Source organism: Acidobacteriota bacterium, assembly GCA_033549365.1.
Taxonomy (GTDB): domain Bacteria; phylum Acidobacteriota; class Aminicenantia; order Aminicenantales; family Saccharicenantaceae; genus JAWSUF01.
In genome coordinates, this window is record JAWSUF010000005.1 from 179,073 (window position 1) to 203,332 (window position 24,260).

The following is a 24,260-nucleotide window of genomic DNA, read 5'->3' on the forward strand; positions in this document are numbered from 1 at the left end:
AAAAATAATTTTTATGGCCGGTTGGGCCCCCAATTTCCGTTTTCTCTATTTCCTTCAAATTCTGGCATTTGCAGAAAACCCTGGTGTTTTTTGGTGAGATCGGGACGCCCGAAGGGTCGTAACGCCGAATCGGATAAAGAAACAAAACCAGGCGTTACGACGCACAGCCTCTGCGTGTTAGAAGTCGAAGCCGATCCATAGGATGGACCGCATCCCCGATTCCCGGACAAAATCCCAGGGTTTTGAGATATCCGGAAATTTCAACATCTTGACGAATTCGAAGTGGATCGGGAAACCCATGAAAAACACCTGGAATCCGTAACCCACGGAGCCCAGAGCGTCGTAAGCGTTGTATCTCAGCCCGAAGATATCCAGGTATTCGTAAAACTTGGCCTCGCGACCCGGGAGCTTGGAACGGGTGATGTCGAAAAATAAAACGCCGCGGACGGGGCCGATCGGTCCGAGAACAGTCTGAGCGACGCTGATCAGCGGGAAGCGGAACTCGGCGTTTCCGAACCAGCCCTCGGTCCCGACAATATTGTAGAAATTGACGGACCGCACCTGGTTGTTTCCGCCCCAGTAGGAAAGGAACGGATTGCGGCCTCCGCTGTAGTAACCCTGAAATCGGAATGCAAACAGAAAATCCGCCCCGATGTTCAGGTAGCGGCGGACATCCAGCTCCAGCGTCGTGTTGGAAAAGAAAGATGCGGAGACGGGAACTGACTGAGACACAGATGCGCGGAAGGTGCTTCCCGCCGCCGGCCCGTAAGGTTTGAATCGCGTGGTTTCTCCCACGAGGGCCACGGAACCGGATAGGAGATTGCCGTTCCAGAAATAGCCGAACCGGCTGCCGCCTCCGAAACCCAGCGAATACGGGTCGGAGAAATCCTCCTCATAGCGGGACAGGCCGACGCCGGCTTCAAACCGGGTGTAGCGGCTGAAGGGATAGAGGCCCTGAGCTGAGAGCCCGATGATTTTGCGTGTGGCGATGGCGTCCTGATAGCTCATCCGGTAGTAAAGTTCGGGGTTATAGTAATAGAACGGAGGATAGTAGAACTGAGTCAGAGAAAAGGCGCTGACCATGGTATTGAAACGTCGGGTCTGGTTCAGATAAGCGCCGTAGTAAGACCGGAATGCGTTGGCCTGATAAGCCATGAAAAACAGCGTCCGGTCTCCGAGCATGTCGGACAGCGAGATGGCCGAACCGCCGTAGATGGCCCCGCTCGTCGAAACGACGGCGTCGATGGGCGGGCGGCTGGTGACAAAAAATTTTCCGCCACCCTCCCGTGGAGTGATTCGGCTCTCGTCGATTTCGATGTCTACGGGAAGTTCGGCTTCGGCGGCCTCGGGGTCGGCCTTGAAAGGCTTGAAAACGGCCGTCGTTTCGATCACGGGGTCGAAGGCGGATTTGAAAAGTTGGAAGGAGCCTTTGTTAAATGAGGCAAAGACGACACGTTCGGGATCCTCCGCCATCGGGGCGGGGAAAAAATTCCCCGTTCGGACGTCGGTATGGCGCCGGGTCTCGCCCGTTTCGAGATCCAGGGAATAGATGTTGAAGGAATCCCGGTCGTCGCTCGAATACCACAGCGTCTTGGAGTCGGGTGAAAATTGTGGAGCGATATCGTCGGAGTCGCCGAAGGTCAGTTGGGTTTTTTGGGCCATGTCCGCGAGCGGGGAGATGAAGAGCTTGTCTTTCCCGCCGATCCGGAGAGCGTAGGCCACGGATAATCCATCGGGGGACACGACGGGCGCTTTTTCGAAGAGCCGGTCCCGGGTGAGATTGACGAGGGCCTTGTTCTCGATGTCGATTTTGAAAATGTCGTGGATGCCCTTGTCGAATGCGGTGAAGACAAGTTCGCGGTTGGCGGGCAGAAAACTCGGAGAGTGAGGCTGATCCAGGGGGATCGGAATCTTCTGCCGGATCCGGCCGGAGATGGGATCGATGAGAACCAGGGCGTGCCGGCGGCCGTCCCGGGCGAAGAAGGCGATCGTATCGCCGTCCCGCGACCAGGCCAGGCTGCGGCCGTCGGACGGATCCACGGCATACTTGATGTATTCATACTGTCTCGAGTAGCCTTTGGTGAGATTGCGGACGACGGATCCGTCGCGCGTGGAGATGATCACGACATCCAGGTCGAAATCGCGGACGTTGTAGGTGATGACTGCGGCCAGATCCCCCGACGGAGAGAGATCCGGGGAGAATGCGAAATAATAGGGATTGGATGGAAATTCGGGCCCCATCGGAAAGCTGTAGTCCTCGGGGTTTTCCCGTGTCAGGTAATCCTTGAATTCCTCGCGGAGGTGCTTTTTGAAGCGAAAATGGAACTCTTTGAGATCGATTTTAAAAGTCTGCTTCAGGAGATCGCGCCGGCCGAAAAGCCCGGGGCTCTTGAGGGCTTTCCAGAAATCCGGGATGGCGTTCCGGCCGAATTCCTTTTCCATGAACTCGTAGATGGCGTGGCCGAAATCATAGGCGGGCTCGCGGGGAAGAGGGTAGCGCGAGACGAGTTCTCCGGACTCGGAAAATTCCGGGATCCGGTCATTCAGGACGGCGTCCTTGACGATGAGCCGGGACCAGGACGACCACTGGCGGGTGGCGTACTCCGAAAGGCCTTCGAACGTCCAGAGCGGCGGTTGGGTGACGGCATACAGCGAGGCGCCCTGGTGTCCCCATAGAATATCGAACTGGAAGATGTGCATGAGCTCGTGTTTGACCAGAAGCTGGAATTCGTCATAGGACATGTCGGCGTGCAGGGCCACCCGGTGCAGGACGGGCTCGGCGACGCCCAGGACCCCCTCGGGGACCTGGAAAAGATTGGTCTGTTGGAAATCGGTGAATGTCCGGTAGTAGAGCAGGGGAACACGTTTGGACAGCGTGTGCTTCAATAAACGGGAGAGGCGCTCGTAGGCGTTTTCGGCCGCCGCCGCCACTTCTCTGAGCGTCTGCAGATCGTCGGTGTAATGATAGATCGTGAAATGATCGGTATCGTATGTCTTCCAGTCGAAACGGTCATATTGGACCCTGTTTTTTCCATAATAGGGGAAAAACTGCCATTGGGCCGCGGCGGGCGCCGCGAAGGCCCAGACGGCGAGAATAAGCGCAAAGAGGCGCAATCGGGATTTCATGGCGTCTCCTCTCAATCCCTCAGGAGCAGGGTTCGTTCCTGGGGACGTTCTTCGCCGAAGAGGGCGGCGAAGAGCTTGACCCGCATGCGCACGGCCAACTCGTGAAAGGCGAATTCGGCCGGCTGGCGGACATTCTCATAAGCCTTGACTTCCTTGAATTCGCGCTGGAAAACGATCTTTCCCGTGTCTGCATCGATAAACACCAGCGTGGAAGTCAGGGTGAACAGCTTTCTTTTTCGAAAACCGGAAGCCTCGCTTTTGAAGGGGCCGTCGATCTCTCTTTCGTCGAGCGACAGGGCTTTTCGGGTTTCCTCGGTGAACCTGACGGTTCCGGTCAGGAACAGGGTGTTTCCGGCTTCGGCGTCTTTCCAAAGGTCCGGGTCATCGAACGCCGCCTCTTTGTCCGGAAGCTCGTTTTTTCGGGTGACTTTGTCCGGCAGGCGCAGCCCGAATTCGTAGGCCAAATGCTCGGATAATTCTTTCCGGGCTTCGAAGTCCTTCAGCGGCTCCGCCTCGCGGAACCCGAGAATGGCGAGATGGTCGAAGGCCTCGAGTTGAACCGGAGTCCGGACCGGCAAATCGAACCTCAGAACTCGTGTCGATTCCAGGGCGCAGGCTCCGGAGAGTGCGATCAGAACGACCGGGAGCCATCTACTTTTTTTCATTTTTTTCCCCGGTTTTTTCCGCGGCTTCGGCCCACCCTTTTTGGAATTTTTCGTAATTGGCTTTGATGGAAGGGTTTTTAGGTGCGATTTTCAGCGCGGCCTGATAGGCTTTTTCCGCTTCCCCCCACAGCCCCTGTTTTTCGTAGGCGACGGCCAGATTGTTCAGCGCGGCGATGGACGTGGGGTTTTCTTCAAGGACCCGGGTCCACCGGAACACAGCCTCGTTCCAGAGATCCTTTTCCGCGGCCCAGACGCCGAAAGCGAGCTGGGATTGGGTCATTGAGGGGGCGCAGGAAGAGGAAAGCGCGGCTAGGAAGGTCAAAAGAATGAAACCGTTGTAAAGTTTTTTCATGGACACCTGATACTCAAAGTAGCGGTTTATCTCCCGTCCGTCAAGTCGATCAGGGCCGGGAAGAATGATAATGCAAGAATCGTGCCCGGCCTTATCCCCAGAACTCGGCCGGGCCCGGCGTCATCCGCAGCGGCCGGCTGTCTCCAAAGCCGATCATCAGAAATGGATTCGCCATGATGATTGCATTCCCAGGCGCAGTATGATATAAAACATGTCCTTAAGTGACCTGAAGAGAGATTGTTATGCCGAAAACATGTGAAATTTGCCAAAAAGGGCCGATATTCGGGAACTCCATCAGCCATTCGAACAAAGCGACATCGAAAAAGTGGAAACCCAATCTTCAGAACGTCAAGGCCGTGACTTCGACCGGCGTTCGCAAGATCTGGGTTTGTACGCGCTGTCTCCGGTCCGGGCGCGTCACCAAAACCGCTTGACCGGGACTGTGCGTCATAACGTCGAGTTTATCCTCTTTTCCTATTCGACGTTATGACCCTACGGGCGAGCCGATCTCACCACACCGATTTCGTCCCGGCCTGCTCGACGTAGTTTGACTACGCCTGCGCAGTCCGGAACTCATCGCTGCGGCAATCTCGACTCGCGCACAGCCCCGGCAATCAGATCTTGCGAGAAACCCTCAAGGGGTTTTGCGCGCTTCATTCAAGATAAGGCTCTTTTAACGCACAGTCTTGTCACCGGGACTGTACGGAGATGACGTCCTTAAGTGCCGCCAACCGTCCGCGGATGGTTTCCAGGTGGTCGATGTCGCGGATGTGAAGCTCCAGAGAAATCCTCCCCTTTCCGTCGGGCAGGGTCTTAACTTCGGCCTTGACGATGTTTCCTTCGAGCTTGGCGATCACGCCGGCGACCCCGGCCAGAACGCCCAGAGAATTTTCCGTATGGATCACAAGCCCGGCCTTGAATGTCCCTCCCGAAGCCGGGTCCCAATGGACATCCATCATCCTGTGGGCATCCAGGATTTCCTTGGCGACAAGCGGGCAGCGAACGGCGTGAACCGTAATCCCCTTGCCGGCGGTGAGATACCCGATGATGGGTTCCCCCTTGATGGGAGAGCAGCATTTCGCCATGGACACCATCTGTTCCTCGATATGGGTCAAGGCCAGTCCCGGCGGCGGATCTTTCCGGACGCGGGAGACCACCTTGTCGAAAAACGTGGCTTTTTTCGGCTCCAGAGTCTCCCCTGAAAAAACGGCTTCCAGAAAACGCTTGTCGACGACGACGCGCCCGGTGCCGGCCATCCGGAAGAATTCGTCCATATGCTTGAGTTTCGTTTTGAGGGCCCGGCCGAGACGAATGAGGAGCTCCTTATTTTCCAGGAGAGCCGAAGGCAGCGCGTATTTCCGGATCTCCCGTTGCCAGAGCTTCTTCCCGAGAGTCAGGCTGGTGGTTCGGCTTTTCAGGCTGAGCCATCGCCGGATTTGCTGCCGGGCCGCGGACGTGGCCACGGCGCTCAGCCAGGCCCGCGACGGCGTCTTGGCCGGATCCGTGAGGATCTCGACGATATCTCCCGTTTTCAGGACGGTCTTGAGAGCGGCCAGGCTTCCGTTGATGCGGGCGCCCGAGGCGTGCAGCCCGACGGCGGTGTGGATCTTGAAGGCGAAATCCAAAGCCGTCGCTCCCGGAGGCAGGGTGATCACATGGCCCTTGGGTGTGAAGACATAGACTTCCTCCGGGATGAGATTGGATTTCAGGGTTTTCATAAATTCCCGGGGGTTTTTCTGTTCCTGGTAGAGCGCGGCCAGTTCCCGCAGCCAGGTCAGCCGCCTGTCGTCCTTCTGAATCTCCGGCGGCGCGCCCTCTTTGTATTTCCAGTGGGCGGCGATGCCGTTGTCCGCCAATTCGTGCATGCCGCGGGTCCGGATCTGGATTTCGAAGGTCTGCTTCTCGCCCGTGATGATCGTCGTGTGCAGGGACTGGTAGAGATTGGGTTTGGGCATGGCGATGAAATCCCTGAATCTCTGGGGCAAATGGGACCAGGTCTGGTGGATGAGTCCGAGCGCGGCATAGCAGTTTCTCTCCGTGTCCGTGATCAAGCGAAGGGCTAGAAAATCATAGACCTGATCGAAATCGATGGTCCGGCGCTTCATCTTGCTGGAGATGCTGTAGAGCCGCTTGATCCGGAACTCGATTTCGGCCGGGATGCCGTGGTCCTTCATCAGAGCTTCGAGTTTTTTCTTGAACCGGGCGAGACTCTTCTCGGCCGCTTTTCTCCTCGGATCGACCAGCGCGGCCACGCGGAAAAATTCCTCGGGCTCCACATACCGGAAGGCCAGGTCTTCCAGTTCGGCCCGGATGCGCCCCATTCCCAAGCGGTTGGCGACGGGGGCGTAGATCTCCAGCGTCTCGCGGGCGATGCGCCGCTGTTTGTTTTCGTCCAGAAACTTCAACGTCTTGAGATTGTGAATGCGGTCGGCCAGCTTGATGAAAATCACCCGGAGATCGTCGGTCATGGCCAGGATGATTTTGCGGATGGTCTCCGCCCGCCCGGTTTCCGTCGATGCGTCCTGAACCCGGCCGATCTTGGTGACGCCCTCGACCAGAACGGCGGCCTCCCGGCCGAAAAGCTCCCGCAGCTCCCCAGGCGGGACGTCGGTGTCTTCCATGACGTCGTGGAGGAGGCCCGCGACGAGCGTTGGGGTGTCCAGCCGCATGTCGGCCAGCATGGCCGTGACTTCAAGGGGATGGCTCAGGTAAGGTTCGCCCGACCTGCGGACCTGCCCCTTGTGGGCCTTGGCGGCGTAGATATAGGCCTTTTGCAGAAGGAGGATGTCTTTTTCGCCGAGATAGGAGGCCTTTTCGATGATGTCGTCGAATCGAATCATCGAGGGTCGAGGTCCCCTTTTTCGCGGCGGACGATCCATCGGACGGCCTCGAGAAGCGTTTCGGCGACAAACGCGGGTTGAATGCCCCGCTCTTTCAACGTTGCCAGAGATTCCCGGCCGTAGCCGGTGAGAACCAGGATCGGGAGGGCACCGGCATGGACGCCCAGCAGGATGTCTTCAACCTTGTCGCCGATCATGTAGGAGGCGGCCGGATCCAGGCCGAGGTCTTCCGCGGCCCGGCGGATCATTCCTGTTGCGGGTTTCCGGCACGAACAGGCCGTGTCGTATTCCGGGAGGACGGATCCTTCGAAATGGGGGCAGTAATAGAAGGCGTCCAGGGGGGCGTTTTCCGCCTCGAAAACTTCGGCCATCCGGTCATGGAGACGATGGAGATCGTCCTCGGTGAAGAATCCCCGACCCACCCCGGACTGATTGGTCACTACGACGGCCTTGAAACCGGCTTCCCGGATCATGCGGACCGCCTCGAGGCTGTAAGGGTAAATCCGGATTTGATCGAAACGGCCGGGATAGCCGCAGTCTTCATTGATGGTCCCGTCCCGGTCGAGAAAAACGGCCCGATGTCCCATCATGCGATCAGTTGCCGGCAGGCCTCAAAGGCTTCCTCCACCTCGATGCGGGTCATGCATCGATGGTCATAGGGACAGGAGCGATAGAGGCACGGCCAGCAGGGGACCTCCTTTTTCAGGACGGCCGCAGGTCCGCGCCGGGGACCCGTGGCCGCCGGATTGGTGGGACCGAAGAGCGCGACAAGGGGAACGCCCACGGCATCGGCGATGTGCAGAGGTCCCGAGTCGTTGGTGACGACCAGGCGGGCGCGCCTGAGGACGGCGATCAGCCGGCTCAGGGTGGTTTGACCCGTCAGATCCAAACCGTGTCCGTCAAGAGCCTCGAGGATGAGCGCCGCCGCCGCCGCGTCTCCGGATTCGCCGACAACGGCCACGGCTGCCCCGGCCTCTTCCCGCAGCCTGCGGGCCAGGGCTGCGAAACGGTCGGCCGGCCATCGCTTGGCCGGACCGTAGGCGGCGCCGGGGCAGAGGACGACAAGCGGGCGGTCCACGGCGTCTCCCCATTTCTCCAGAACCTCATCGGCCCAGGCGGTATCGTTTTCGTTTGAGATGAGCCCTGGTCCTAATCCCGCGGGTTCGATTCCCAGGGCTTGGATCAAATGGAGGTAGAAATCGGCCTGGTGACGGACGCCGTCCCGGTTTTTAAAGGGGACGGCGCGCGTCAGGAGAATCCCCCGTCCGTCCCGGGCATAGCCCCATCGTTCGGGGATGCCGGCCAGATAAAAAACGAAAGCGGAGGAAAAAGAATTCGTCAGGAGAATCCCCCGGTCGAATCCGAACGTCTTGAGAGCCGTGCCCGAGGTTCGCAGGGCCTTGAGATCGCGGGCTTCGGGGAGAGGGATGACGCCGTTCAGGGAGGGATGCCCCTCAAGAAGGTCAGGACCCCAGCTTCGCGTCACGGCGTGAATTTCGGCCTCTGGAAAAGCCCGGCGGAGACTGTGAAGTGCGGGCAGCGCGAGAACGGCGTCGCCCAGCCAATTCGGCATCCGGAGGGCGATTTTCATGTCATAACGCTTTATTTGTTGGGAGAAGAATCGGCCGCCGCGGGTTTGGCGGCGTCTTTCGCCGGTTCCTTCTTGGTTTCGACGGCGGCGGGCTTCTTGTCCCCGTTGGGTTTGTGTTCGCCCGACGGCGTGTGCTTGTGGGCGTAGTCGGTGATATACCAGCCGTTTCCCTTGAACTGGATGGCCGGGGCGGAGATGCGTTTTTTCATGGGGCCGCCGCAGGCTCCGCAGGAGGCCGGAGGCGGATCGCCCGCTTTCTGGAGAATCTCGCAGACTGCGCCGCAATTCGAACATCGATACTCATATAAAGGCATTTTTAACCTCGGAAATTCTGAATCACCTCAGGAAATCAAGAGAAGAATTATAGCACAGGATCGCGTTCCCCGAAAGTTTCGGTTTTGAAGACCAGGATTTCGGCGCCTCTTCTCCAGGCATTGGCCGGCAGTCCGGCCTTGAGACAGGCCTGGCGCAGAAAAGCCGATCGGGACCATCGGTTGTCGACGGCAACGTGGGGGAGAAGAATCCCCGTTTTGTCTCCCTGCCGAATGACGAGGCCGTGACGGCCGACTTCGATCCGGCCGACGTCGGACACGGGCCGGAGGGGAGTCAAAACCGAAATTTCGACCGAAAGGCCCGGAATCTCGTCTTCGGTCACGGGATCAAATCGTGCGTCTTCGGAGGCCGCCAGAACCGCGGCCCGGGATGCCGCAAAAGCCAGAGGCATTTCGGGCTCGATGAATCCGATGCACCCCCGGAGGCGGCCGTTCTTTTTCAAGGTGACAAAAACGCCGCTGTTTTCTTTCAGGGCGGGGGTCAGATCGGCGGGAACGAGAATATCGCCATGCCGGATGAAACGCAGGACGGCCGCCCGGGCCACGACCAGGAGACGCGCCTTGTCGTCATCCGAAAGTCCGGCGGGTGCGCCTCCGTCTTCGGCATAAAGCGCCGCAGACAAATAACCGACCACGCTGTTCGGATCGCCGCCGCCGGAGGTCGAATCGTCATAGCCGAGAATATCGACACGGGGGTTTTCCAGGGATTCCATGTAAAGAAGGGCTGCGGCCACCGCCCCGCCTCCACAGAGAACATTTTCTCCGCGATCGAGTTTTCGCAACAGTTCGGAAGCGTTCATTGTCCGGATGAGTTCCGTCGTCCGGGCATCGGCCTCCCGGGCCTTGGTCCTGGAAAGAAAGTGGGACATATCCGTCGAGACGACGACGAGAGCGCTGTGTTTCGGGAGGATTTCGGTCAGGGCCGCGGCCAGCCTCCGGACCGTTCGGGACGAAGGATAGCCCATGGCGATAGGGACGATGGAGGCGCCGGGAAAGACCTTCTGGATGAACGGCACCTGAACTTCAATGGAATGTTCTTCGGCATGGGCCTGCGGAACGAATCCGAACCCCGAAGCCCGGGACAGCTCGGCGGCCAGGGCTTCGTCGATCGGGGCAACCCCCAGAGGCGTGGCAAACCCGCCGCGAGGGTATATCGAACAGCCCTCGAAACCGTGGCGGTGAGACGGCCCGATGATGACGACGGAAGAGACGTCCTCTCCCCGGGCCGCAACATAGGCCCGTCCGGCGATCGGACCCGAAAATCCGTATCCGGCATGCGGGGCGATGATGGCCTTGAGGGATCCCGACGGAGAATCCGTCGGCCGTTGGCTGAGAAAAAGATCGATCTGCATGGAAAGCCGGGCCGGGTCCTCGTCGTAGAACAGCCCGGCCCAGACGGCCGGGCGGAAGTCGCCTCCGGCGGCCGCCGCACAACAGATCGCCAAAAGACAACACGCCGCTTTTTTCATGACATCCTCTTCACCTATCTTACCGGGGGTACCGGAAATTAACAAGAATGATTGACTTTTTTCGCAATTTCGCGATAATCTAATGGAGAAAGGTTGAGATGAAAAGCTTCGTGCGATCCTTGATAACGCTTCTGGCGCTGGGTTCGGGTTTCTTTCTGGGCTTTTACGTGGGCATGGAGAAGGAAAAAGCGAAAATCCCCAAGTTCCAGGACGAGTAAGGCCAAGCCTCCGGCGGAGAGCGGATATGAGTTTCGGTGCTTATGGCATCATTATTATTTTCGGGCTTTTTGTCCTTCTTCTCATTCTGAATCCCAACATTTCCTGCTTCGGAAAGAGAATCAAATCCCCCTTCCGGCCTTTTCTGAGGCCCAAGCGGAAAAAAACCGAACTCACGGATTATAAATTCGACCTGGTCGATCCCGAAGATCAAAAACGACGACCTCCGGAAAAAAAGGTCGAGCCGACCGACCGGAAGAAAAAGAATACGGAAGATTACGGCTTCCGGCTCGATTGATGACACCCGGCATTTTCCGGGCCGGCCGCCTCCTGACGATTTTCCTTTGTTTCGGTTCCGGGGTCATCTCCTGCCGGACGGGAAGCCCGCATTTGGAGCCCCCTCCTTCCGAAATCCTGTCCGTCGAGGGATATGGGCAGGCCGACGCTCAGGGCGAACGGACAGCTTTGAAGGGCCGCTTCGCCTTTTCTTTTCATGTGTCGGGGAGAGGCCGCGTGGAAGCTCTCGATGCCATTGGCCGGACGAGTTTCATCCTCCTTTTTGCCGACGACCGGGCCTTTTTCATCCTGCCTTCCCGCAAAGCCTATGCCGTGGACACTCCCGTCGGGATGATGGACAGGTTTCTGGGGCTGCCTCTTTTGCCCGGCGAGGTTCTTCGCCTCATGAGCGGCCGCTGGAGCGGACATTCCGAAGCAGACCCGTCCTGGATTCTCCGCCGCGACGAGGGCGGGCGGGTGATCTCGGGGGGAAAAGGGGAGGCGGCCTTTATCGTCCGGGAATTTTTCTCCGGAACCGGGGTGCCCCGAATCTTCGATTTTTCAGGCTCCGACGTCTCGGGGAAGATCCGGCTTCTGGATATCCGCTTCAACACCGGATCGGTCGAGCGGGCGGCGGACACCGGATTTTTGAAACGCTTCAAGCCCGCAACCTGGGAGGACATGGATGCCTGGCTCCGGTCTGACCGTTAAATCCTTCGCCAAGATCAATCTCGGCCTTGAAGTGCGGGGTCGCCGCCCCGACGGATACCACGAGATCCTGACCCTCTTTCAAACGGTGAGTTTCTGCGACATCCTGACATTCCGGACCCTGTCCGAACCGGAGATCCGCCTGACCGGCGACGATCCCGGAGTCCCCTGGGACGACACCAACCTCATTCATCGAGCCGCCCGGCTTTTCGGCCGGACAACCGGCGCCCGGACGGGGGCGGCCGTCGATGTCCGGAAACATATTCCGGCGGGAAAGGGCCTGGGAGGCGGCAGCGCCAACGCCGCCGTGACGCTGTGGGCGCTCAACGAGCTTCGGCAATCCGGACTGGACCGGAGGGCTCTTCAGGCACTGGGCCGGGAGCTGGGCGCCGATGTGCCGTACTTTCTGGAAGGCGGACTCTGCCTCGGGCGGGGCCGGGGCGACGAGCTCGACCCCCTTCCCGATCTTCCGGAAACGGCCGTTCTCATCGTTCTCCCGCCGTTTCCGATATCGACCGCGGAGATCTATGCCCATTGCCGGCCGGCCTTGACTTCGGGCGGCGAACCGGGTAGAATTTCTCAGTTTCTTGATAACAAAGACTTTGAGTTGCTGGAAAATCAGCTCGAAAAAACGATTTTCAGGTTCCACCCGTCTCTCGAAGACGTGAAGAGTTTCCTCAAGAAACAGGGCGCGGCGGCCGCGATGGTCACGGGATCCGGATCGGCGGTCTATGGGCTTTTTCCTGAACGGGAAAAGGCCGAGGCGGTCCGGGCGGCCCTTCCGGCGGGGACGGCCTCCGTCCTTGCGGGAACCCTGTCCCGGGAGGCGTATTGGACGGCGCTTCGTGCTGGGGTGTAGCCAAGCTGGTAAGGCAACGGACTTTGGATCCGTCAATCGGAGGTTCGAATCCTCCCGCCCCAGTTTTTTAGGACGGAAAATCCGATAGTGGTGAGGAAGGCACGATGAAAATTTTCTCGGGTTCATCCAATCGGGAGTTGGCGCATCAGATCGCCGGCCGGCTGAAAACAAAGCTGGGGGCCTGTGTCCTGGACCGGTTCTCCGACGGCGAGATCCATTTCTACATTGACGAAAATGTCCGGGGCGAGGACATCTTCATCGTGCAATCCGGCTGTGCCGACGCGAATACGCACCTCATGGAGCTTTTCCTGATGATCGACGCCTTCAAGCGGGCCTCGGCCGAACGCATCACGGCCGTCGTTCCCTATTTCCCCTATGCCCGCCAGGATTGGAAGGATCGTCCCCGCGTCCCGATTTCGGCCCGGCTGGTCGCCGATTTGCTCGAAAAAGCAGGGGCCAACCGGGTCCTGACCATGGATCTTCATTCGCCGCAGATCCAGGGCTTCTTTTCCGTTCCGGTCGACAACCTGATGGCGGCTCCGGTTCTGGCCAATTATCTCAAGACGCTGAATCTCGAGGATTTGACCGTGGTCTCGCCCGACGCCGGCGGAGTCGGACGGGCCCGTCTCTTTGCAAAGAGGATGAAGGCGTCCCTGGCCATCATCGACAAGCGGCGGCCGGCGCCCAACATCGCCAAGGTCCTCCACGTGATCGGCGAGGTCGAGGGCCGCAACGTCATCATTTTCGACGACATGACCGACACGGCCGGAACCATGGTTCTCAGCGTGGAGGCCCTCAAGGAGGAAGGCGCGAAGCGGATCTTCGCCGCCTGCACCCACGGTGTGTTGTCCGGCCGGGCCGTCGAGAAAATCGAATCGTCCAGCCTGGAAACGCTTTTTGTGACCGACACCATTCCCCTGGCGGATAAAGCCCGGGACTGCGGAAAAATTCGTGTGCTTTCCGTGTCCGAAATTTTCGGCGAAGCCATCCGCAGAATCAATGAGGGGCTGTCCGTCAGCTCCCTGTTCGACTAAGGAGGAGACGATGACCATCACCATCACAGCGGAAAAACGCGATGTCTTCGGCAAAAACAACAATCGCCGGCTGAGGAAAGACGGCAAGATGCCGGCCGTCCTCTACGGCGGCTCGGCGGAATCGATGCCGCTTGTTCTCGACAAGAAGGACATCTTTCGCATCATGAAAACGGAAGCCCGGGAAAACACCCTTTTCAAAGTCGCGGTCGGCTCCGAGACGGGGGATGCCATGATCAAGGAGCTCCAGCTCAACCCCGTCACCCACGAGGTTCTGCATGCGGATCTCGTCCGCATCGCCATGGACAAGCTTCTCCAGGTGACGATTCCGATCGTTCCCGTGGGCGAAGCCGTGGGCGTCAAGGTCGACGGCGGCTTTGTCGATCCTCTCACCCGCGAAGTCGAGGTTGAATGTCTTCCCGGCGACATTCCGGAAAGCATCGAGATCGACATCAGTCATCTCCACCTTAACGATTCCCTCAAGGTGGCCGACGTCACGCCGCCGCCGGGCGTCCGAATCGTCACCGATCCGTCCACGGTTCTGGTTCTGATCGGCATGTCCCGTACTGAGGAAGTCAAGCCGGAAGAGGCGGAGATCGAGGAAGGTGTTGAGGAACAGGAACCCGAGGTCATCAAGAAAGAAAGGGCCTCCGAGGAAGAGAAAGAATAACCGGACCTTGTTCCGGATCGGGGATGTCCGTGTGGCTTGTCGCCGGGTTGGGAAATCCCGGAGAGTTGTACGCCGGAACTCGCCACAACGCGGGCTTCCTGTTTGTCGCCCGCCTGGCCGCCGACTGGGGTCTCCGCTTGAAAGGCTGGAAAGGCCTGGCCCGGGCGGCCGAGGCCGTGCGCTCCGGAGAGAGCGTGATGATCGCCCAGCCCCGGAGCTACATGAACCTGAGCGGCCGGGCCGTCGGCGAAATCCTCGAGCGCCGTCATATCGCCTTGCAAAACCTGGTCGTGGCATATGACGATCTCGATTTGCCGCTGGGCCAGATCCGGGTCCGGCCGCGGGGAGGACCGGGAACGCACAACGGCATGCGCTCCGTCACGGCCGAAGTGGGCGGGACGGATTTCCCGAGGATCCGGCTCGGCATCGGCCCGCTCCCGGACGGGGTTGACCCGGCCGACTTCGTCCTTTCCCCCTTCAATCCGGAGGAGAGGGCGGTCGTGGACGCCGCGCTGCCCCGGGCCGCCCAAGCCCTCGACCTCATCCTCTCCGGCGACATAACCGCTGCGATGTCCATGTTCAACCGGAAAGCGGCGGGGGCTTGACGTATGGGTTACAATAGTGGAGTCATGCTCCTTGCTCCTTCTCCGGAAAGAAGGGGCTGCCAAAACCATAAGGAGGTTCGCATGAAGCAATATGAAACGGGGTTCATCATGGCCCCCAACCTGTCCGAAGAGGACGCGGAAACCTTCATCACCCAGATGACCGAGATCATCGACCAGAAAAACGGCCGGATGATCAAGAAGGATATCTGGGGGAAGCGCCGGTTGGCGTATCCGATCAAGAAATTCCAGGAAGGCCTCTACGTCTTCTTCCATTATGAAGGCGGCGGGGACATCTCCCAGGAACTCGAGCGGCGCTTCAAGCAGTCCGAAGCCGTGATCCGGTTCCTGACGGTCATCAAGGATCCGCGGGATCCTCTGAGAAAGAAGAAAAAAGACCGGCCGTCCGAGGACCGGGCCGCCGAAACCACCGAGTCCGTTCCCACTGAGGCCGTTCCCGCTGAGACCGCCTCGGGTTCCGAGGCGCCTGCGGAGACCGGCGAAAAAACCGAGGAGAGCACCGATGTCGAGGGATAGCAAAAGGCCCGAGAGGGGATCTTACCGGAAGTTTTTCCCCCCCAAGAAGAAGTTCTGCCGGTTCTGCCAGAAGAACCTCAGAAACATCGATTACAAGGCGGCCGACATCCTGCGCCGCTATGTTCCCGACCGGGGCAAGATCACGCCGCGCCGGGTCACCGGAACGTGCGCCTATCATCAGAGAAAGCTGACGACTGCCGTCAAGAGAGCCCGTCTCATGGCTCTCATCCCCTATGTCGAGAGCTGACATGAAAGTGATCCTGAAACAAGATGTGGAATCCCTCGGACGGAGGGGCGATATCGTCACGGTCGCGGCGGGCTACGGCAGAAATTATCTCCTGCCCCGTAAGCTGGCCATGGAAGTTACGTCCGGAAACATGAAGGCCGTCGAGATCGAACGCCGGGCCATTCGGAAGCGCGTGGATAAGGAACGGCAGTCCTTCCAGTCCGTCATTGAACAGCTCAACCGGACGACCCTGTCCTTCACCCGGAAAACCGGGGAGAAGGATACCCTGTTCGGTTCGGTGTCGGCGGCGGATATCAAGGAAGAGCTCGACCGCATGGGCATCGAGATCGACCGCAAGAAAATTCTTCTGGACGAGCCCATCAAAAAGATTGGGGAATTCGTTGTCCCCATCAAGGTTTTTCACGACGACAAGGCCGAAATCCGGCTCGTCGTCCACAGCGAAACCGAGGAGAAGCCGGAAGCCGCCGAGCCGGCGGCGACTCCGGATGTGGCGGATGTCCCGGCTGTGCCGGAAGAATAATCCGGGCCTGAGACGGCGCGGGCGGTCCCGCGCCCGGCTGAATCGCAAGGAAGGGGGCGGATATGGAACTGGATCTCATGTTCCTGAAAAAAACGCCTCCGCACAGCATGGAGGCGGAACGAACCGTCCTCGGCGGGATCCTCGTCCGCAACGAAAATCTGAACGTCCTGCTGTCGATTATTTCGCCGGCGGATTTCTACAAGGACGCCCACCGGAAAATTCTCGAAAACATCATCGTCCTCATCGACAAGGGCCTGCCCGTCGACCTTCTCAGCCTCTCGGAACAGGTTCAGAGGGCCGGCGTTCTCGATGAGATCGGCGGATCGGCCTATCTGTCCTCCCTCATGGACGGGGTCCCCAAAAGCCTGAGCATCGATTACTATGCCCGGATCATCAAGGAAAAGGCGTTGCTGCGGCGGCTGATCCTGTCATCCGCCCGAATCATCTCTTCGAGCTACGATCAAAAAGACGACGCCGACGACCTGCTCAACGCCGCCCAGGAAGCCATCATCGACGTGGCCGAGGAACGCATTAAACAGGGCTTCGTCCCGGTCGGTGACCTGACCCAGGAAGCCCTGGACACGATCCGGAAACTCCAGCAGCGAAAGGAAGCCGTGACGGGCATTCCGACCGGGTTCCGTTCGCTGGACGGCCTGACCGCGGGGTTTCACGGCTCGGACTTCATCGTTGTGGCCGCCCGGCCCTCGATGGGCAAAACGGCACTGTCCCTGAACATCGCCCAGCATGTGGGCCTCAAGACCGATTATTCCGCGGGGTTCTTCTCCATGGAAATGGCCAAGGAGCAGCTCATCATGAGGTTGCTCTGTGCCGAATCGCATCTGGACATCAAAAAGGTGCGGAGCGGTTTCATCAGTGACCGGGACTACGAGAAAATCAAGCTGGCCGGGGAGGCCATCGCCCAGGCCCGGATTTTCATCGACGAGTCGGCCGCTCTGACCGTCATGGAAATGAAGGCCAAGACCCGGCGCCTTAAAATGGAGCACAAGCTGGACATCGTCTTCATCGACTACATCCAGCTCATGCGAACCGGGGGCCGTTTCGAAAACAGAAACCAGGAGATGTCCTTCGTCACGCGGTCTCTGAAGGAATTGGCCAAGGAGCTCAAGATCCCCGTAGTCGGCATCTCCCAGCTCAGCCGGGCCCCGGAAAAGGGGCGGCGGGGCGAATCGCGGCCGCAACTGTCCGATCTTCGGGAGTCGGGTGCCATCGAGCAGGACGCCGACGTCGTCATTTTCATCTACCGGCCGGACTACTACGATCCCGAAAACCTCGAGATCCGCGGCGTCGCCGAAATCAGCGTCGCCAAACAGAGAAACGGCCCCACGGGTAAAGTCCACCTGGCTTTCATCCGCGAATACGCCCGCTTCGCCGAAATGGATTTTGCAGTCGAGGCGGGATGAAGGACAAGACGGTCTTCGTCTGTCAGGCCTGCGGTTTCCGGTCGCCCAAATGGACGGGCCGCTGCGGCGGCTGCGCCGAATGGAACACCATGATCGAAGAGGCGGCCGAACCCGTCCTCGCTCCGGCCGAATCTCTGTTCCCGCCGGCCGATCCCGTCCTGTTTGGAGACATCCTGGAAACGTCGGCGTCGAGGTGGCCGACGGGGATCGACGAATTCGACCGGGTGCTCGGCGGCGGGGCCGTGGCCGGATCGCTGGTCTTGGTCGGCGGAGAGCCGGGCATCGGGAAATCGACCCTGCTTCTCCAGGCCGCCCGCGACACCGCCGCCCGCGGCGAAACCGTCCTCTACGTGTCGGGCGAGGAATCGCTGGAGCAGGTCAAAATCCGGGGCGACCGGATCGGGGTGGCCGGAGGAAACCTCTATCTTCTGGCTGAAACCAACTGCGAGCGCGTGATCGTCCAGGCCGAAAAACTGCAGCCGCAGGTCCTGGTCATCGACTCCGTCCAGACGGTGTTTTCGTCGAAGATGACGTCGAGCCCGGGAACGATCAGCCAGGTCCGTGAAGTCGCCCAACAGGTTTTTCGATTCGCCAAAACCAGCGGGGTTCCCGCGTTTCTGGTCGGCCATATCACCAAGGACGGATCCCTGGCCGGGCCCAAATCGCTGGAGCATCTGGTGGATGTCGTTCTCCTGTTCGAAGGCGAACGGGACCACAGCCACCGCATCCTGCGGGCCCTCAAAAACCGATTCGGCCCGGTGTCCGAACTGGCGGTTTTCGAAATGACGTCTTCGGGACTTCAGCCCGTGGCCAATCCCTCGGCCTTTTTTCTCAAGGAGCGGCCGAAGGACGAACCGGGAAGCGCCGTGGTCTGCACGATCAAGGGCGCCCGGCCTCTTCTGGCCGAGATCCAGGCCCTGGTGTCCTCGTCGGTCTTTTCCGGCAATCCGCGGCGGATGACGGTCGGGCTCGACCCGCAGCGCGCGGCCATGCTTCTGGCGTTATTGGAAAAAAAGCTGGGCTACGGCTTCGCCTCGGAGGACATCTATCTCAACGTGGCCGGCGGGATGTCGGTCGACGAGACGGCGGCCGACCTGGCCGCGGTCATGGCCGTCGTCTCATCGCTCCGGAACAAGGCCCTGCCCCGGGATACGGCTTTTTTCGGCGAAGTGGGCCTCAGCGGTGAAATCCGTTCCGTGAGCCAGGCCCTGTCCCGGGTCCGCGAAGCGCGGGCGCTCGGCTTCGAGACGGTGGTGATGCCGGAAGGCAATCTGGAGGTTTTGGATGAGGATTCGCGGGCCGGAATCAAGTGTCTGGGCGTACGGACCGTGCGCCGGGCCTTGCAAGAAATGTTCTGAATATATATGATCAGTTTTTATAAGGACGGTTGTCATGGGCCTTATTGTTTTTCGAATCGTCGTTCTCGCGTTGGTCGTTACAGCCGGATATTTCTATCCGCCGTTTAATCTGACGCCTCCGGCCGGCGCCGCGGTCGCCTTCGTTCTCGGCGGCCTGGTCATGATTTTGGAGACGCGGATCCGGCGCATGCCCTTCAAGATGATGTGGAGCGCCGCGACGGGCACGCTCCTGGGCATTCTCCTCGGCTGGCTGCTGGGCGGCATCTACCAGGCCGTGGTGCGGACCGAAGAGATGGCCACGTTCACCCGGATGTTCTTTCTGGTTCTCCTGCCGTACATCGGATTCCTGGTCGGAACAAAAAAGTCCGAATGGCTCGATCCGGGGCATGTCCTGCGGTTTTTCCGCGAGAAAAACGAGGGCCGCAGCCGCAAGATCCTGGACACGAGCGTGATCATCGACGGCCGCATTCCGGATCTCTGCGACACCGGCTTCATCGAGGGCTCGATCATCGTGCCGCAGTTCATTTTGAAGGAACTTCAACTCATCGCCGACTCGGCCGACGGCTTGAAGCGTCAGCGGGGACGGCGCGGTCTCGATGTCCTGGACCGGCTGCGGAAAGCTTCCCAGGTTCCGGTCATGGTTTCGGATGTCGATTTCCCCGATGTGCGGGACGTCGATTCCAAGCTGATCGAACTGGCCAAGAATCTGGACGCCAAGATCATCACCAACGATTTCAATCTCAACAAGGTGGCCAATCTCCAGGGGATCAAGGTTCTGAACATCAATGAGCTGGCCAACGCCATCAAGCCCGTCGTGCTTCCCGGCGAGACGATGCATGTCTTCATTCTCAAGGAGGGCAAGGAAAGGGATCAGGGCGTGGCCTATCTCGACGACGGCACCATGGTCGTCGTCGACAATTCCCGGCGGATGATCGGCCAGACCGTCGCCGTGACCGTGACGTCCGTGCTCCAGACCACGGTCGGCAAGATGATATTCGGCCGGTACAACGAAGACGCGGAGTGAATAGCGCAACCGTCATCATCGTCGCCGCAGGCCGGGGGGAGCGGTTCGGCGGAAACAAGCCGTTTGCGATGCTGGGGGGAAAACCGATCATCGACTGGTCGCTCGAAACCTTCGAGGCTCATGCGGATGTCGGCGCCGTCATTCTCGTTCTTCCGCCCGGGCGGAACGGCGGGGATTTCCGGCGCCGGTATCCCAAAATCCATACCGTCGTGCCCGGCGGGAAGGAGCGCCAGGATTCCGTTCTCCGCGGTTTCGGCTGGGCCGCGGCGGAGATGGGGGATATCGTCCTGATCCATGACGGGGCCCGGCCGTTCGCCTCCGCGGATCTCGTCGGGCGGATCATCCGGACGGCGGGGGCCAAAGGCGCGGCCATCCCGGTTCTTCCCGCCTCCGACACCATGAAGCGGGTTAAGGACGGCTGTGTCGTCGAAACGCTGGACCGGTCGGAACTGGCCGCGGTTCAGACGCCCCAGGGCTTTAAGCGGGGTGTGCTGGCGGCCGCGCTGGACAAGGCCGTCCGGGACGGATATGTCGGAACGGACGAGGCCGCCTTGGTCGAAAGAGCGGGATATCCCGTCCATGTCGTTCCCGGCGAGCCGGGCAACATCAAAATCACCCGGCCGGAGGATTTGAAACTGGCGGAGGCGCTTCTCCATGTATAGAATCGGCATCGGCTATGATCTGCATCGGCTGGTTCCCGGCCGAAAACTTGTTCTCGGCGGGGTGGACATCCCCTTTCATCTCGGTGCGGCCGGTCATTCCGACGGCGATTGCCTCATTCATGCCGTGATCGACGCGCTTCTCGGAGCGATGGGAGCCGGGGACATCGGCGGCCATTTTCCGGACACCGATCCCCGATGGAAGGACGCCCGGAGCACGGACCTTCTGGCCCGGGTCATGGAGATCGTCCGGGAAAAGGGATTCGAAGTCGTCAACGTGGATACCGTCGTCGTCGCCGAGGCGCCCCGCCTGGGGCCCTGCCATGGCGCGATCCGCGATGTGCTCTGCCCGATCCTGGGCATCTCTCCGTCCGACCTGGGGATCAAGGCCAAAACGGCCGAAGGCTTGGGGGAGATCGGGGGGCGAGCCGCCATCGCCTCCCACGCCATTACCCTCCTCCGTACTCTGGCTGCTGGAAGTAACACATAATAAATAAGATGCGGCTAAAAAGCCGGAAAAACCTGGCAAAAATATTGTAATTATATTATTATCAATAATATCCAGCAGCCAAAGCAGCGGGGAAACGGAATGGGGGGTTTTGACGTAAAATAAAAGGAAGGCGCGGCCGTCCACAAAGGACGGGAGCCGGGATTTGTCTAAAGAATCGAGGATTCTTGATGGGCAAGTATATAGACATGAAACTCCTGAATTTCCCGAAATGGAAGATTTTTCAGGGCCCTCCGTCTAAAAAAGTGAAAGAGGGCGCTGGGATCAACGCCCCATGAACGAACAGGAGCTGGTGCTTCAAGCACAGGAGGGAAGCCGCGAGGCCTTCGCCCTCCTCATCGAAAAGTACCAGCGGAAGGTTTTTCAGATGGTTTATTCATTCACCGGCAACCGGGAGACGGCGGACGACCTGAGTCAGGACGTCTTCGTCAAGGCCTGGCTGGCCCTGCCGCGTTTCGGATTCCGGTCGGAATTCGGAACCTGGCTGTACCGGATCGCCGTGAATCATGCCAAGGACTTCCTGAGAAAAAACAAGAAGGTCCGGGAAGTCCCTCTCCAGGACGTCGGTGATGCGACCCTGGCCGTGGACGGAAACGTCGAAGCCGGCGAGCGCGAGAAAGAGGCCCGGGCCACCCGGGACTTCGTGCGGCGCGGGCTGGCGGCTCTTCCCGAAAAGCACAGAGTCATTCTGACACTCCGGGACATCCAGGGTCTGTCCTACGAGGACATCGCCGGGATTCTCGGCATTTCCCCCGGGACCGTCGATTCCCGGATTCACCGGGCCCGCCGCCGCCTGCGCACGATTCTGGAGCCCGGCCTGGAGAGCGAAGGAGAGGTTCATGCGTTGTAAAAAAGCGGAGCGCCTGTTTTTCCGCCGTCTGGACGGCCGCCTGGATGAGACCTTGGCGCCGGCTCTGGATGACCATCTCCGGACATGTGCCGCCTGCGCGCGTCGCGCCGCCCAGCATGCCCGGATCGCCCGGACCCTTCGACCCACACCGGTGCCTGACCCGGTTCCCGGCCTGGCCCAAAGAATTATGCCCCGGCTCGAACCGCGCCCCGTCACGCCCGCGCCTCTCCTCCTTTGGGAAAGGTGGAGCCTGCGGACCGTCCCGGTCCTCATGACCGCGGTCGCCGTCGTCGGCCTGGCCCTGGCTCTTGTCGTTCCGGTATTCGACGAACCGCTGACCTCCACGGAAATTCTCCTTCTCCAGAACATCAACCCCATGGAGGAGGCGCGGACCATTTTCGAGCAGGAAAAACCCGAAACCCGGGGGCTCATGCTTCTCGTCGCCTCGATCGACGAGGTTCCCCCCGCACGAAGAGATCGCCCATGAGAATTCTGAAAGCCAAAATCTGGATCGCCTTTTCCCTGATCGCCGTGTTTGCCGCCGGTTTCGCCGCCGGGATCTGTTTTGACAAATACTCCATGCGCAAGAAATGGGAGCGCCGGGAAAAAGACCGCCCCCAATTCCTGACCCTGGATTACATGGCCACACAAATGAGCCTGAGCGAAGATCAGATCGAAGCCATTCGCGAGGTCTTTCGCAGGAACGAGGAGCGGATGAAGGACGTCCGGACCGGCCTCCACAGGCAGTTCGGTGAAATCCGCGCCCTGCTCAAGACGGAAATCGACGATGTTCTCGATGCCGGGCAGCGCGAAAAATTCCAGGCCCTGATCGACGAATACACCGAGGCCCGCAAGGCCTATGATGAAAAAATGAGAAAATCCCGTCCGGCCCCCCGGGGCTCTTCGGGAGGCTCGAACCCCAAGCGGTCCCCCGTTCTCCCGATTTTTCCGGAACCTCCGGGCGGCCGTTATAGCCCGTAACCCGGGCCCAGGAGAATCACCATGAGAAAACGCACCATTGGAATCATCGCGGCCGTTTTGATCGTGGCCGGAGCCGTCATTGTCTTCGGCGCCCTCAAAAACGGCAAAAACAACGCCGTCAAGTACCGTATGGAAGCCCTGACAAGCGGCGACATCGAGGCCATGGTTCTCACCTCGGGCACCCTGAACCCCGTGACCGTTGTCGAGGTCGGAAGCCAGGTCTCCGGCCAGATCGAAAAGCTCTATGTGGATTTTAACTCCCAGGTCAAGGCGGGGCAGGTCATCGCCGAGATCGACCAATCCATGCTGCGGACCCGTGTCGAGCAGAACCAGGCCAACTACATGAGCGCCCAGGCATCTCTCGAGCGGTCGAAAGTGACAACAGAGAACCTGAAAAGACGATACGAGCGCGCAACGAGTCTCTTCGAAAAGAAGCTCATTTCTTTCGAGGAAAAAGACGCGGCCGAGTCCAACTACCTGGCGGCCAAAACCGACGTCCAATCGGCGGAGGCCCGCCTCGAACAGGCCAAGTCCCAGCTCGAAACGAGCCGGGTCGACCTCGACTATGCCATCATCCGCTCGCCCATCGACGGCGTCGTCATTTCCCGAAACATCAACCAGGGCCAGACCGTGGCGGCCAGCTTCCAGGCTCCCAAGCTCTTCGAGATCGCCAACGATCTGACCAAGATGCAGGTCGAATGCAGCGTCGACGAGGCCGACATCGGCCGCGTCCAGGAAGGCCAGAAAGTCCGCTTCACCGTGGACGCCTTCCCCAACGACAATTTCAGCGGCCTTGTCCGCCAGGTCCGCTATTCCCCCGTCGTCACCCAGAACGTCGTCACCTACACGACGATCGTCGACGTCGACAATCCCGGCATGAAGCTCAGGCCCGGCATGACGGCCACGGTGTCCATCATCGTCGGCGAAGCCCGGGGCGTTTTGCGCGTCCCGAACGCCGCCCTGCGCTTCACTCCGAACCTGTCGCCCGAGGAACTCCAGAAACTCGTCAAGGAAACCCAGGAACGGATGATGGCCCAGCGCAAAGACACAGGCGCCGCTCCGGGCTCCGGTCCCTCCGCCGACGCCTCCGCTCAGACCCAAAGGGTTTTCCAGCGCGGCGACGGCTCGGGCGTTCCCGGCGCCATGATGAAAGCGGGCGCCGGAGGCGGACCCGGCGGCCGAGCCCGCCAGGCTTCCCGGGTCTGGATCCTGGGCGCCGACGGCAAGCTGTCCATGATGTTTCTTCGGACAGGCGTCACCGACAACTCCTACACTGAGATCCTCCAGAGCGAACTCAAGGAGGGCGACGAGGTCGTCATCGGATATGAATCCGGCTCGGCGACGGCCCGGGCCGCAACCCCCACGATGGGCGGCCCGGGAAGAGGCAACGTGATGTTCATCGGCCGTTGAGGCCGCGA

The 24,260-nt window shown here is 59.9% G+C and carries 27 protein-coding genes and 1 tRNA gene; 20 read left to right on the plus strand and 8 right to left on the minus strand.

The window, feature by feature from the left end; translation table 11 throughout:
- Positions 1-177: 177 nt before the first annotated feature.
- Genes SCM96_09385 through SCM96_09395 form a run of 3 tightly spaced genes read right to left on the minus strand, consistent with a single transcriptional unit; the run spans position 178 to position 4,143 of the window.
- Positions 178-3,126 carry a hypothetical protein gene (locus SCM96_09385; GenBank protein ID MDW7760837.1) on the minus strand — a complete coding sequence of 983 codons (2,949 nt, stop codon included), beginning with the start codon at positions 3,124-3,126 and terminating at the stop codon, positions 178-180.
- An 11-nt stretch (positions 3,127-3,137) separates the two neighbouring features.
- The gene (locus tag SCM96_09390) at positions 3,138-3,791 is read right to left on the minus strand and encodes a hypothetical protein (GenBank protein ID MDW7760838.1); all 654 of its coding nucleotides are present in this window, start codon (positions 3,789-3,791) and stop codon (positions 3,138-3,140) included.
- Positions 3,778-4,143 carry a tetratricopeptide repeat protein gene (locus SCM96_09395; GenBank protein ID MDW7760839.1) on the minus strand — a complete coding sequence of 122 codons (366 nt, stop codon included), beginning with the start codon at positions 4,141-4,143 and terminating at the stop codon, positions 3,778-3,780. The genes SCM96_09390 and SCM96_09395 overlap by 14 nt, the downstream gene beginning before the upstream one ends.
- Before the next feature lie 242 nt (positions 4,144-4,385).
- Here SCM96_09395 and rpmB point away from each other — a divergent pair, with 242 nt between their 5' ends.
- On the plus strand, positions 4,386-4,577 hold the full coding sequence (gene rpmB / locus SCM96_09400; protein MDW7760840.1) for a 50S ribosomal protein L28: 192 nt from the start codon (positions 4,386-4,388) through the stop codon (positions 4,575-4,577).
- A 255-nt stretch (positions 4,578-4,832) separates the two neighbouring features.
- Here rpmB and SCM96_09405 read toward each other — a convergent pair whose 3' ends face one another.
- Genes SCM96_09405 through amrB form a run of 5 tightly spaced genes read right to left on the minus strand, consistent with a single transcriptional unit; the run spans position 4,833 to position 10,375 of the window.
- Positions 4,833-6,983 (minus strand): bifunctional (p)ppGpp synthetase/guanosine-3',5'-bis(diphosphate) 3'-pyrophosphohydrolase, encoded by a 2,151-nt coding sequence (locus SCM96_09405; protein ID MDW7760841.1) that lies wholly within the window; start codon positions 6,981-6,983, stop codon positions 4,833-4,835.
- Complete coding sequence (locus SCM96_09410) at positions 6,980-7,573, minus strand: HAD family hydrolase (protein MDW7760842.1); 594 nt, start codon at positions 7,571-7,573, stop codon at positions 6,980-6,982. Before SCM96_09410 ends, SCM96_09405 begins: the two co-directional genes overlap by 4 nt.
- A complete protein-coding gene (waaF, locus tag SCM96_09415) occupies positions 7,570-8,574 on the minus strand; it encodes a lipopolysaccharide heptosyltransferase II (protein MDW7760843.1) in 1,005 nt (334 codons plus the stop codon). The genes SCM96_09410 and waaF overlap by 4 nt, the downstream gene beginning before the upstream one ends.
- 11 nt (positions 8,575-8,585) lie before the next feature.
- Entirely contained in the window at positions 8,586-8,888 is a 303-nt protein-coding gene (locus SCM96_09420) for an FmdB family zinc ribbon protein (protein MDW7760844.1), read from the minus strand.
- A 47-nt stretch (positions 8,889-8,935) separates the two neighbouring features.
- Positions 8,936-10,375 (minus strand): AmmeMemoRadiSam system protein B, encoded by a 1,440-nt coding sequence (gene amrB / locus SCM96_09425; protein MDW7760845.1) that lies wholly within the window; start codon positions 10,373-10,375, stop codon positions 8,936-8,938.
- 244 nt (positions 10,376-10,619) lie between these two features.
- Here amrB and SCM96_09430 point away from each other — a divergent pair, with 244 nt between their 5' ends.
- From SCM96_09430 to SCM96_09520, 19 genes are all read left to right on the plus strand, one after another.
- The gene (locus tag SCM96_09430; GenBank protein ID MDW7760846.1) at positions 10,620-10,889 is read left to right on the plus strand and encodes a hypothetical protein; all 270 of its coding nucleotides are present in this window, start codon (positions 10,620-10,622) and stop codon (positions 10,887-10,889) included.
- Positions 10,889-11,578 carry a hypothetical protein gene (locus SCM96_09435; protein MDW7760847.1) on the plus strand — a complete coding sequence of 230 codons (690 nt, stop codon included), beginning with the start codon at positions 10,889-10,891 and terminating at the stop codon, positions 11,576-11,578. Before SCM96_09430 ends, SCM96_09435 begins: the two co-directional genes overlap by 1 nt.
- Positions 11,553-12,434 carry a 4-(cytidine 5'-diphospho)-2-C-methyl-D-erythritol kinase gene (ispE, locus tag SCM96_09440; GenBank protein MDW7760848.1) on the plus strand — a complete coding sequence of 294 codons (882 nt, stop codon included), beginning with the start codon at positions 11,553-11,555 and terminating at the stop codon, positions 12,432-12,434. The genes SCM96_09435 and ispE overlap by 26 nt, the downstream gene beginning before the upstream one ends.
- Positions 12,425-12,497 (plus strand) — tRNA-Gln (locus SCM96_09445). Before ispE ends, SCM96_09445 begins: the two co-directional genes overlap by 10 nt.
- A 41-nt stretch (positions 12,498-12,538) precedes the next feature.
- Entirely contained in the window at positions 12,539-13,468 is a 930-nt protein-coding gene (locus SCM96_09450; protein MDW7760849.1) for a ribose-phosphate pyrophosphokinase, read from the plus strand.
- A 10-nt stretch (positions 13,469-13,478) separates the two neighbouring features.
- The gene (locus SCM96_09455; GenBank protein MDW7760850.1) at positions 13,479-14,135 is read left to right on the plus strand and encodes a 50S ribosomal protein L25; all 657 of its coding nucleotides are present in this window, start codon (positions 13,479-13,481) and stop codon (positions 14,133-14,135) included.
- A 23-nt stretch (positions 14,136-14,158) separates the two neighbouring features.
- Positions 14,159-14,740, plus strand: a complete 582-nt coding sequence (pth, locus tag SCM96_09460) for an aminoacyl-tRNA hydrolase (protein MDW7760851.1) — start codon at positions 14,159-14,161, stop codon at positions 14,738-14,740.
- An 81-nt stretch (positions 14,741-14,821) separates the two neighbouring features.
- On the plus strand, positions 14,822-15,274 hold the full coding sequence (gene rpsF / locus SCM96_09465) for a 30S ribosomal protein S6 (protein MDW7760852.1): 453 nt from the start codon (positions 14,822-14,824) through the stop codon (positions 15,272-15,274).
- A complete protein-coding gene (gene rpsR, locus SCM96_09470) occupies positions 15,261-15,521 on the plus strand; it encodes a 30S ribosomal protein S18 (GenBank protein MDW7760853.1) in 261 nt (86 codons plus the stop codon). The genes rpsF and rpsR overlap by 14 nt, the downstream gene beginning before the upstream one ends.
- 1 nt (position 15,522) lies before the next feature.
- Positions 15,523-16,041 carry a 50S ribosomal protein L9 gene (rplI, locus tag SCM96_09475; protein MDW7760854.1) on the plus strand — a complete coding sequence of 173 codons (519 nt, stop codon included), beginning with the start codon at positions 15,523-15,525 and terminating at the stop codon, positions 16,039-16,041.
- A 62-nt stretch (positions 16,042-16,103) separates the two neighbouring features.
- A complete protein-coding gene (gene dnaB, locus SCM96_09480) occupies positions 16,104-17,462 on the plus strand; it encodes a replicative DNA helicase (GenBank protein ID MDW7760855.1) in 1,359 nt (452 codons plus the stop codon).
- Positions 17,459-18,820: a DNA repair protein RadA gene (gene radA, locus SCM96_09485; protein ID MDW7760856.1), complete on the plus strand. Its 1,362-nt coding sequence runs from the start codon at positions 17,459-17,461 to the stop codon at positions 18,818-18,820. Before dnaB ends, radA begins: the two co-directional genes overlap by 4 nt.
- Positions 18,821-18,854: 34 nt before the next feature.
- On the plus strand, positions 18,855-19,844 hold the full coding sequence (locus SCM96_09490; protein MDW7760857.1) for a TRAM domain-containing protein: 990 nt from the start codon (positions 18,855-18,857) through the stop codon (positions 19,842-19,844).
- On the plus strand, positions 19,841-20,506 hold the full coding sequence (gene ispD, locus SCM96_09495) for a 2-C-methyl-D-erythritol 4-phosphate cytidylyltransferase (GenBank protein ID MDW7760858.1): 666 nt from the start codon (positions 19,841-19,843) through the stop codon (positions 20,504-20,506). The genes SCM96_09490 and ispD overlap by 4 nt, the downstream gene beginning before the upstream one ends.
- On the plus strand, positions 20,499-20,993 hold the full coding sequence (gene ispF, locus SCM96_09500; GenBank protein ID MDW7760859.1) for a 2-C-methyl-D-erythritol 2,4-cyclodiphosphate synthase: 495 nt from the start codon (positions 20,499-20,501) through the stop codon (positions 20,991-20,993). The genes ispD and ispF overlap by 8 nt, the downstream gene beginning before the upstream one ends.
- Before the next feature lie 292 nt (positions 20,994-21,285).
- Positions 21,286-21,861: a sigma-70 family RNA polymerase sigma factor gene (locus tag SCM96_09505; GenBank protein MDW7760860.1), complete on the plus strand. Its 576-nt coding sequence runs from the start codon at positions 21,286-21,288 to the stop codon at positions 21,859-21,861.
- On the plus strand, positions 21,851-22,348 hold the full coding sequence (locus SCM96_09510; GenBank protein ID MDW7760861.1) for a zf-HC2 domain-containing protein: 498 nt from the start codon (positions 21,851-21,853) through the stop codon (positions 22,346-22,348). Before SCM96_09505 ends, SCM96_09510 begins: the two co-directional genes overlap by 11 nt.
- Positions 22,345-22,842, plus strand: a complete 498-nt coding sequence (locus SCM96_09515; GenBank protein MDW7760862.1) for a hypothetical protein — start codon at positions 22,345-22,347, stop codon at positions 22,840-22,842. Before SCM96_09510 ends, SCM96_09515 begins: the two co-directional genes overlap by 4 nt.
- 21 nt (positions 22,843-22,863) lie before the next feature.
- On the plus strand, positions 22,864-24,252 hold the full coding sequence (locus SCM96_09520) for an efflux RND transporter periplasmic adaptor subunit (protein ID MDW7760863.1): 1,389 nt from the start codon (positions 22,864-22,866) through the stop codon (positions 24,250-24,252).
- The last annotated feature ends 8 nt before the right edge of the window (positions 24,253-24,260 follow it).

What these genes read in the sequence shown, in the direction of transcription:
- SCM96_09385 (MDW7760837.1), bottom strand. Translation starts at nt 3,126, where the DNA reads ATGAAATCCCGATTGCGCCTCTTTGCGCTTATTCTCGCCGTCTGGGCC.
- SCM96_09390 (MDW7760838.1), bottom strand. Translation starts at nt 3,791, where the DNA reads ATGAAAAAAAGTAGATGGCTCCCGGTCGTTCTGATCGCACTCTCCGGA.
- SCM96_09395 (MDW7760839.1), bottom strand. Translation starts at nt 4,143, where the DNA reads ATGAAAAAACTTTACAACGGTTTCATTCTTTTGACCTTCCTAGCCGCG.
- rpmB (MDW7760840.1), top strand. Translation starts at nt 4,386, where the DNA reads ATGCCGAAAACATGTGAAATTTGCCAAAAAGGGCCGATATTCGGGAAC.
- SCM96_09405 (MDW7760841.1), bottom strand. Translation starts at nt 6,983, where the DNA reads ATGATTCGATTCGACGACATCATCGAAAAGGCCTCCTATCTCGGCGAA.
- SCM96_09410 (MDW7760842.1), bottom strand. Translation starts at nt 7,573, where the DNA reads ATGATGGGACATCGGGCCGTTTTTCTCGACCGGGACGGGACCATCAAT.
- waaF (MDW7760843.1), bottom strand. Translation starts at nt 8,574, where the DNA reads ATGAAAATCGCCCTCCGGATGCCGAATTGGCTGGGCGACGCCGTTCTC.
- SCM96_09420 (MDW7760844.1), bottom strand. Translation starts at nt 8,888, where the DNA reads ATGCCTTTATATGAGTATCGATGTTCGAATTGCGGCGCAGTCTGCGAG.
- amrB (MDW7760845.1), bottom strand. Translation starts at nt 10,375, where the DNA reads ATGAAAAAAGCGGCGTGTTGTCTTTTGGCGATCTGTTGTGCGGCGGCC.
- SCM96_09430 (MDW7760846.1), top strand. Translation starts at nt 10,620, where the DNA reads ATGAGTTTCGGTGCTTATGGCATCATTATTATTTTCGGGCTTTTTGTC.
- SCM96_09435 (MDW7760847.1), top strand. Translation starts at nt 10,889, where the DNA reads ATGACACCCGGCATTTTCCGGGCCGGCCGCCTCCTGACGATTTTCCTT.
- ispE (MDW7760848.1), top strand. Translation starts at nt 11,553, where the DNA reads ATGCCTGGCTCCGGTCTGACCGTTAAATCCTTCGCCAAGATCAATCTC.
- SCM96_09450 (MDW7760849.1), top strand. Translation starts at nt 12,539, where the DNA reads ATGAAAATTTTCTCGGGTTCATCCAATCGGGAGTTGGCGCATCAGATC.
- SCM96_09455 (MDW7760850.1), top strand. Translation starts at nt 13,479, where the DNA reads ATGACCATCACCATCACAGCGGAAAAACGCGATGTCTTCGGCAAAAAC.
- pth (MDW7760851.1), top strand. Translation starts at nt 14,159, where the DNA reads ATGTCCGTGTGGCTTGTCGCCGGGTTGGGAAATCCCGGAGAGTTGTAC.
- rpsF (MDW7760852.1), top strand. Translation starts at nt 14,822, where the DNA reads ATGAAGCAATATGAAACGGGGTTCATCATGGCCCCCAACCTGTCCGAA.
- rpsR (MDW7760853.1), top strand. Translation starts at nt 15,261, where the DNA reads ATGTCGAGGGATAGCAAAAGGCCCGAGAGGGGATCTTACCGGAAGTTT.
- rplI (MDW7760854.1), top strand. Translation starts at nt 15,523, where the DNA reads ATGAAAGTGATCCTGAAACAAGATGTGGAATCCCTCGGACGGAGGGGC.
- dnaB (MDW7760855.1), top strand. Translation starts at nt 16,104, where the DNA reads ATGGAACTGGATCTCATGTTCCTGAAAAAAACGCCTCCGCACAGCATG.
- radA (MDW7760856.1), top strand. Translation starts at nt 17,459, where the DNA reads ATGAAGGACAAGACGGTCTTCGTCTGTCAGGCCTGCGGTTTCCGGTCG.
- SCM96_09490 (MDW7760857.1), top strand. Translation starts at nt 18,855, where the DNA reads ATGGGCCTTATTGTTTTTCGAATCGTCGTTCTCGCGTTGGTCGTTACA.
- ispF (MDW7760859.1), top strand. Translation starts at nt 20,499, where the DNA reads ATGTATAGAATCGGCATCGGCTATGATCTGCATCGGCTGGTTCCCGGC.
- SCM96_09505 (MDW7760860.1), top strand. Translation starts at nt 21,286, where the DNA reads ATGAACGAACAGGAGCTGGTGCTTCAAGCACAGGAGGGAAGCCGCGAG.
- SCM96_09510 (MDW7760861.1), top strand. Translation starts at nt 21,851, where the DNA reads ATGCGTTGTAAAAAAGCGGAGCGCCTGTTTTTCCGCCGTCTGGACGGC.
- SCM96_09515 (MDW7760862.1), top strand. Translation starts at nt 22,345, where the DNA reads ATGAGAATTCTGAAAGCCAAAATCTGGATCGCCTTTTCCCTGATCGCC.
- SCM96_09520 (MDW7760863.1), top strand. Translation starts at nt 22,864, where the DNA reads ATGAGAAAACGCACCATTGGAATCATCGCGGCCGTTTTGATCGTGGCC.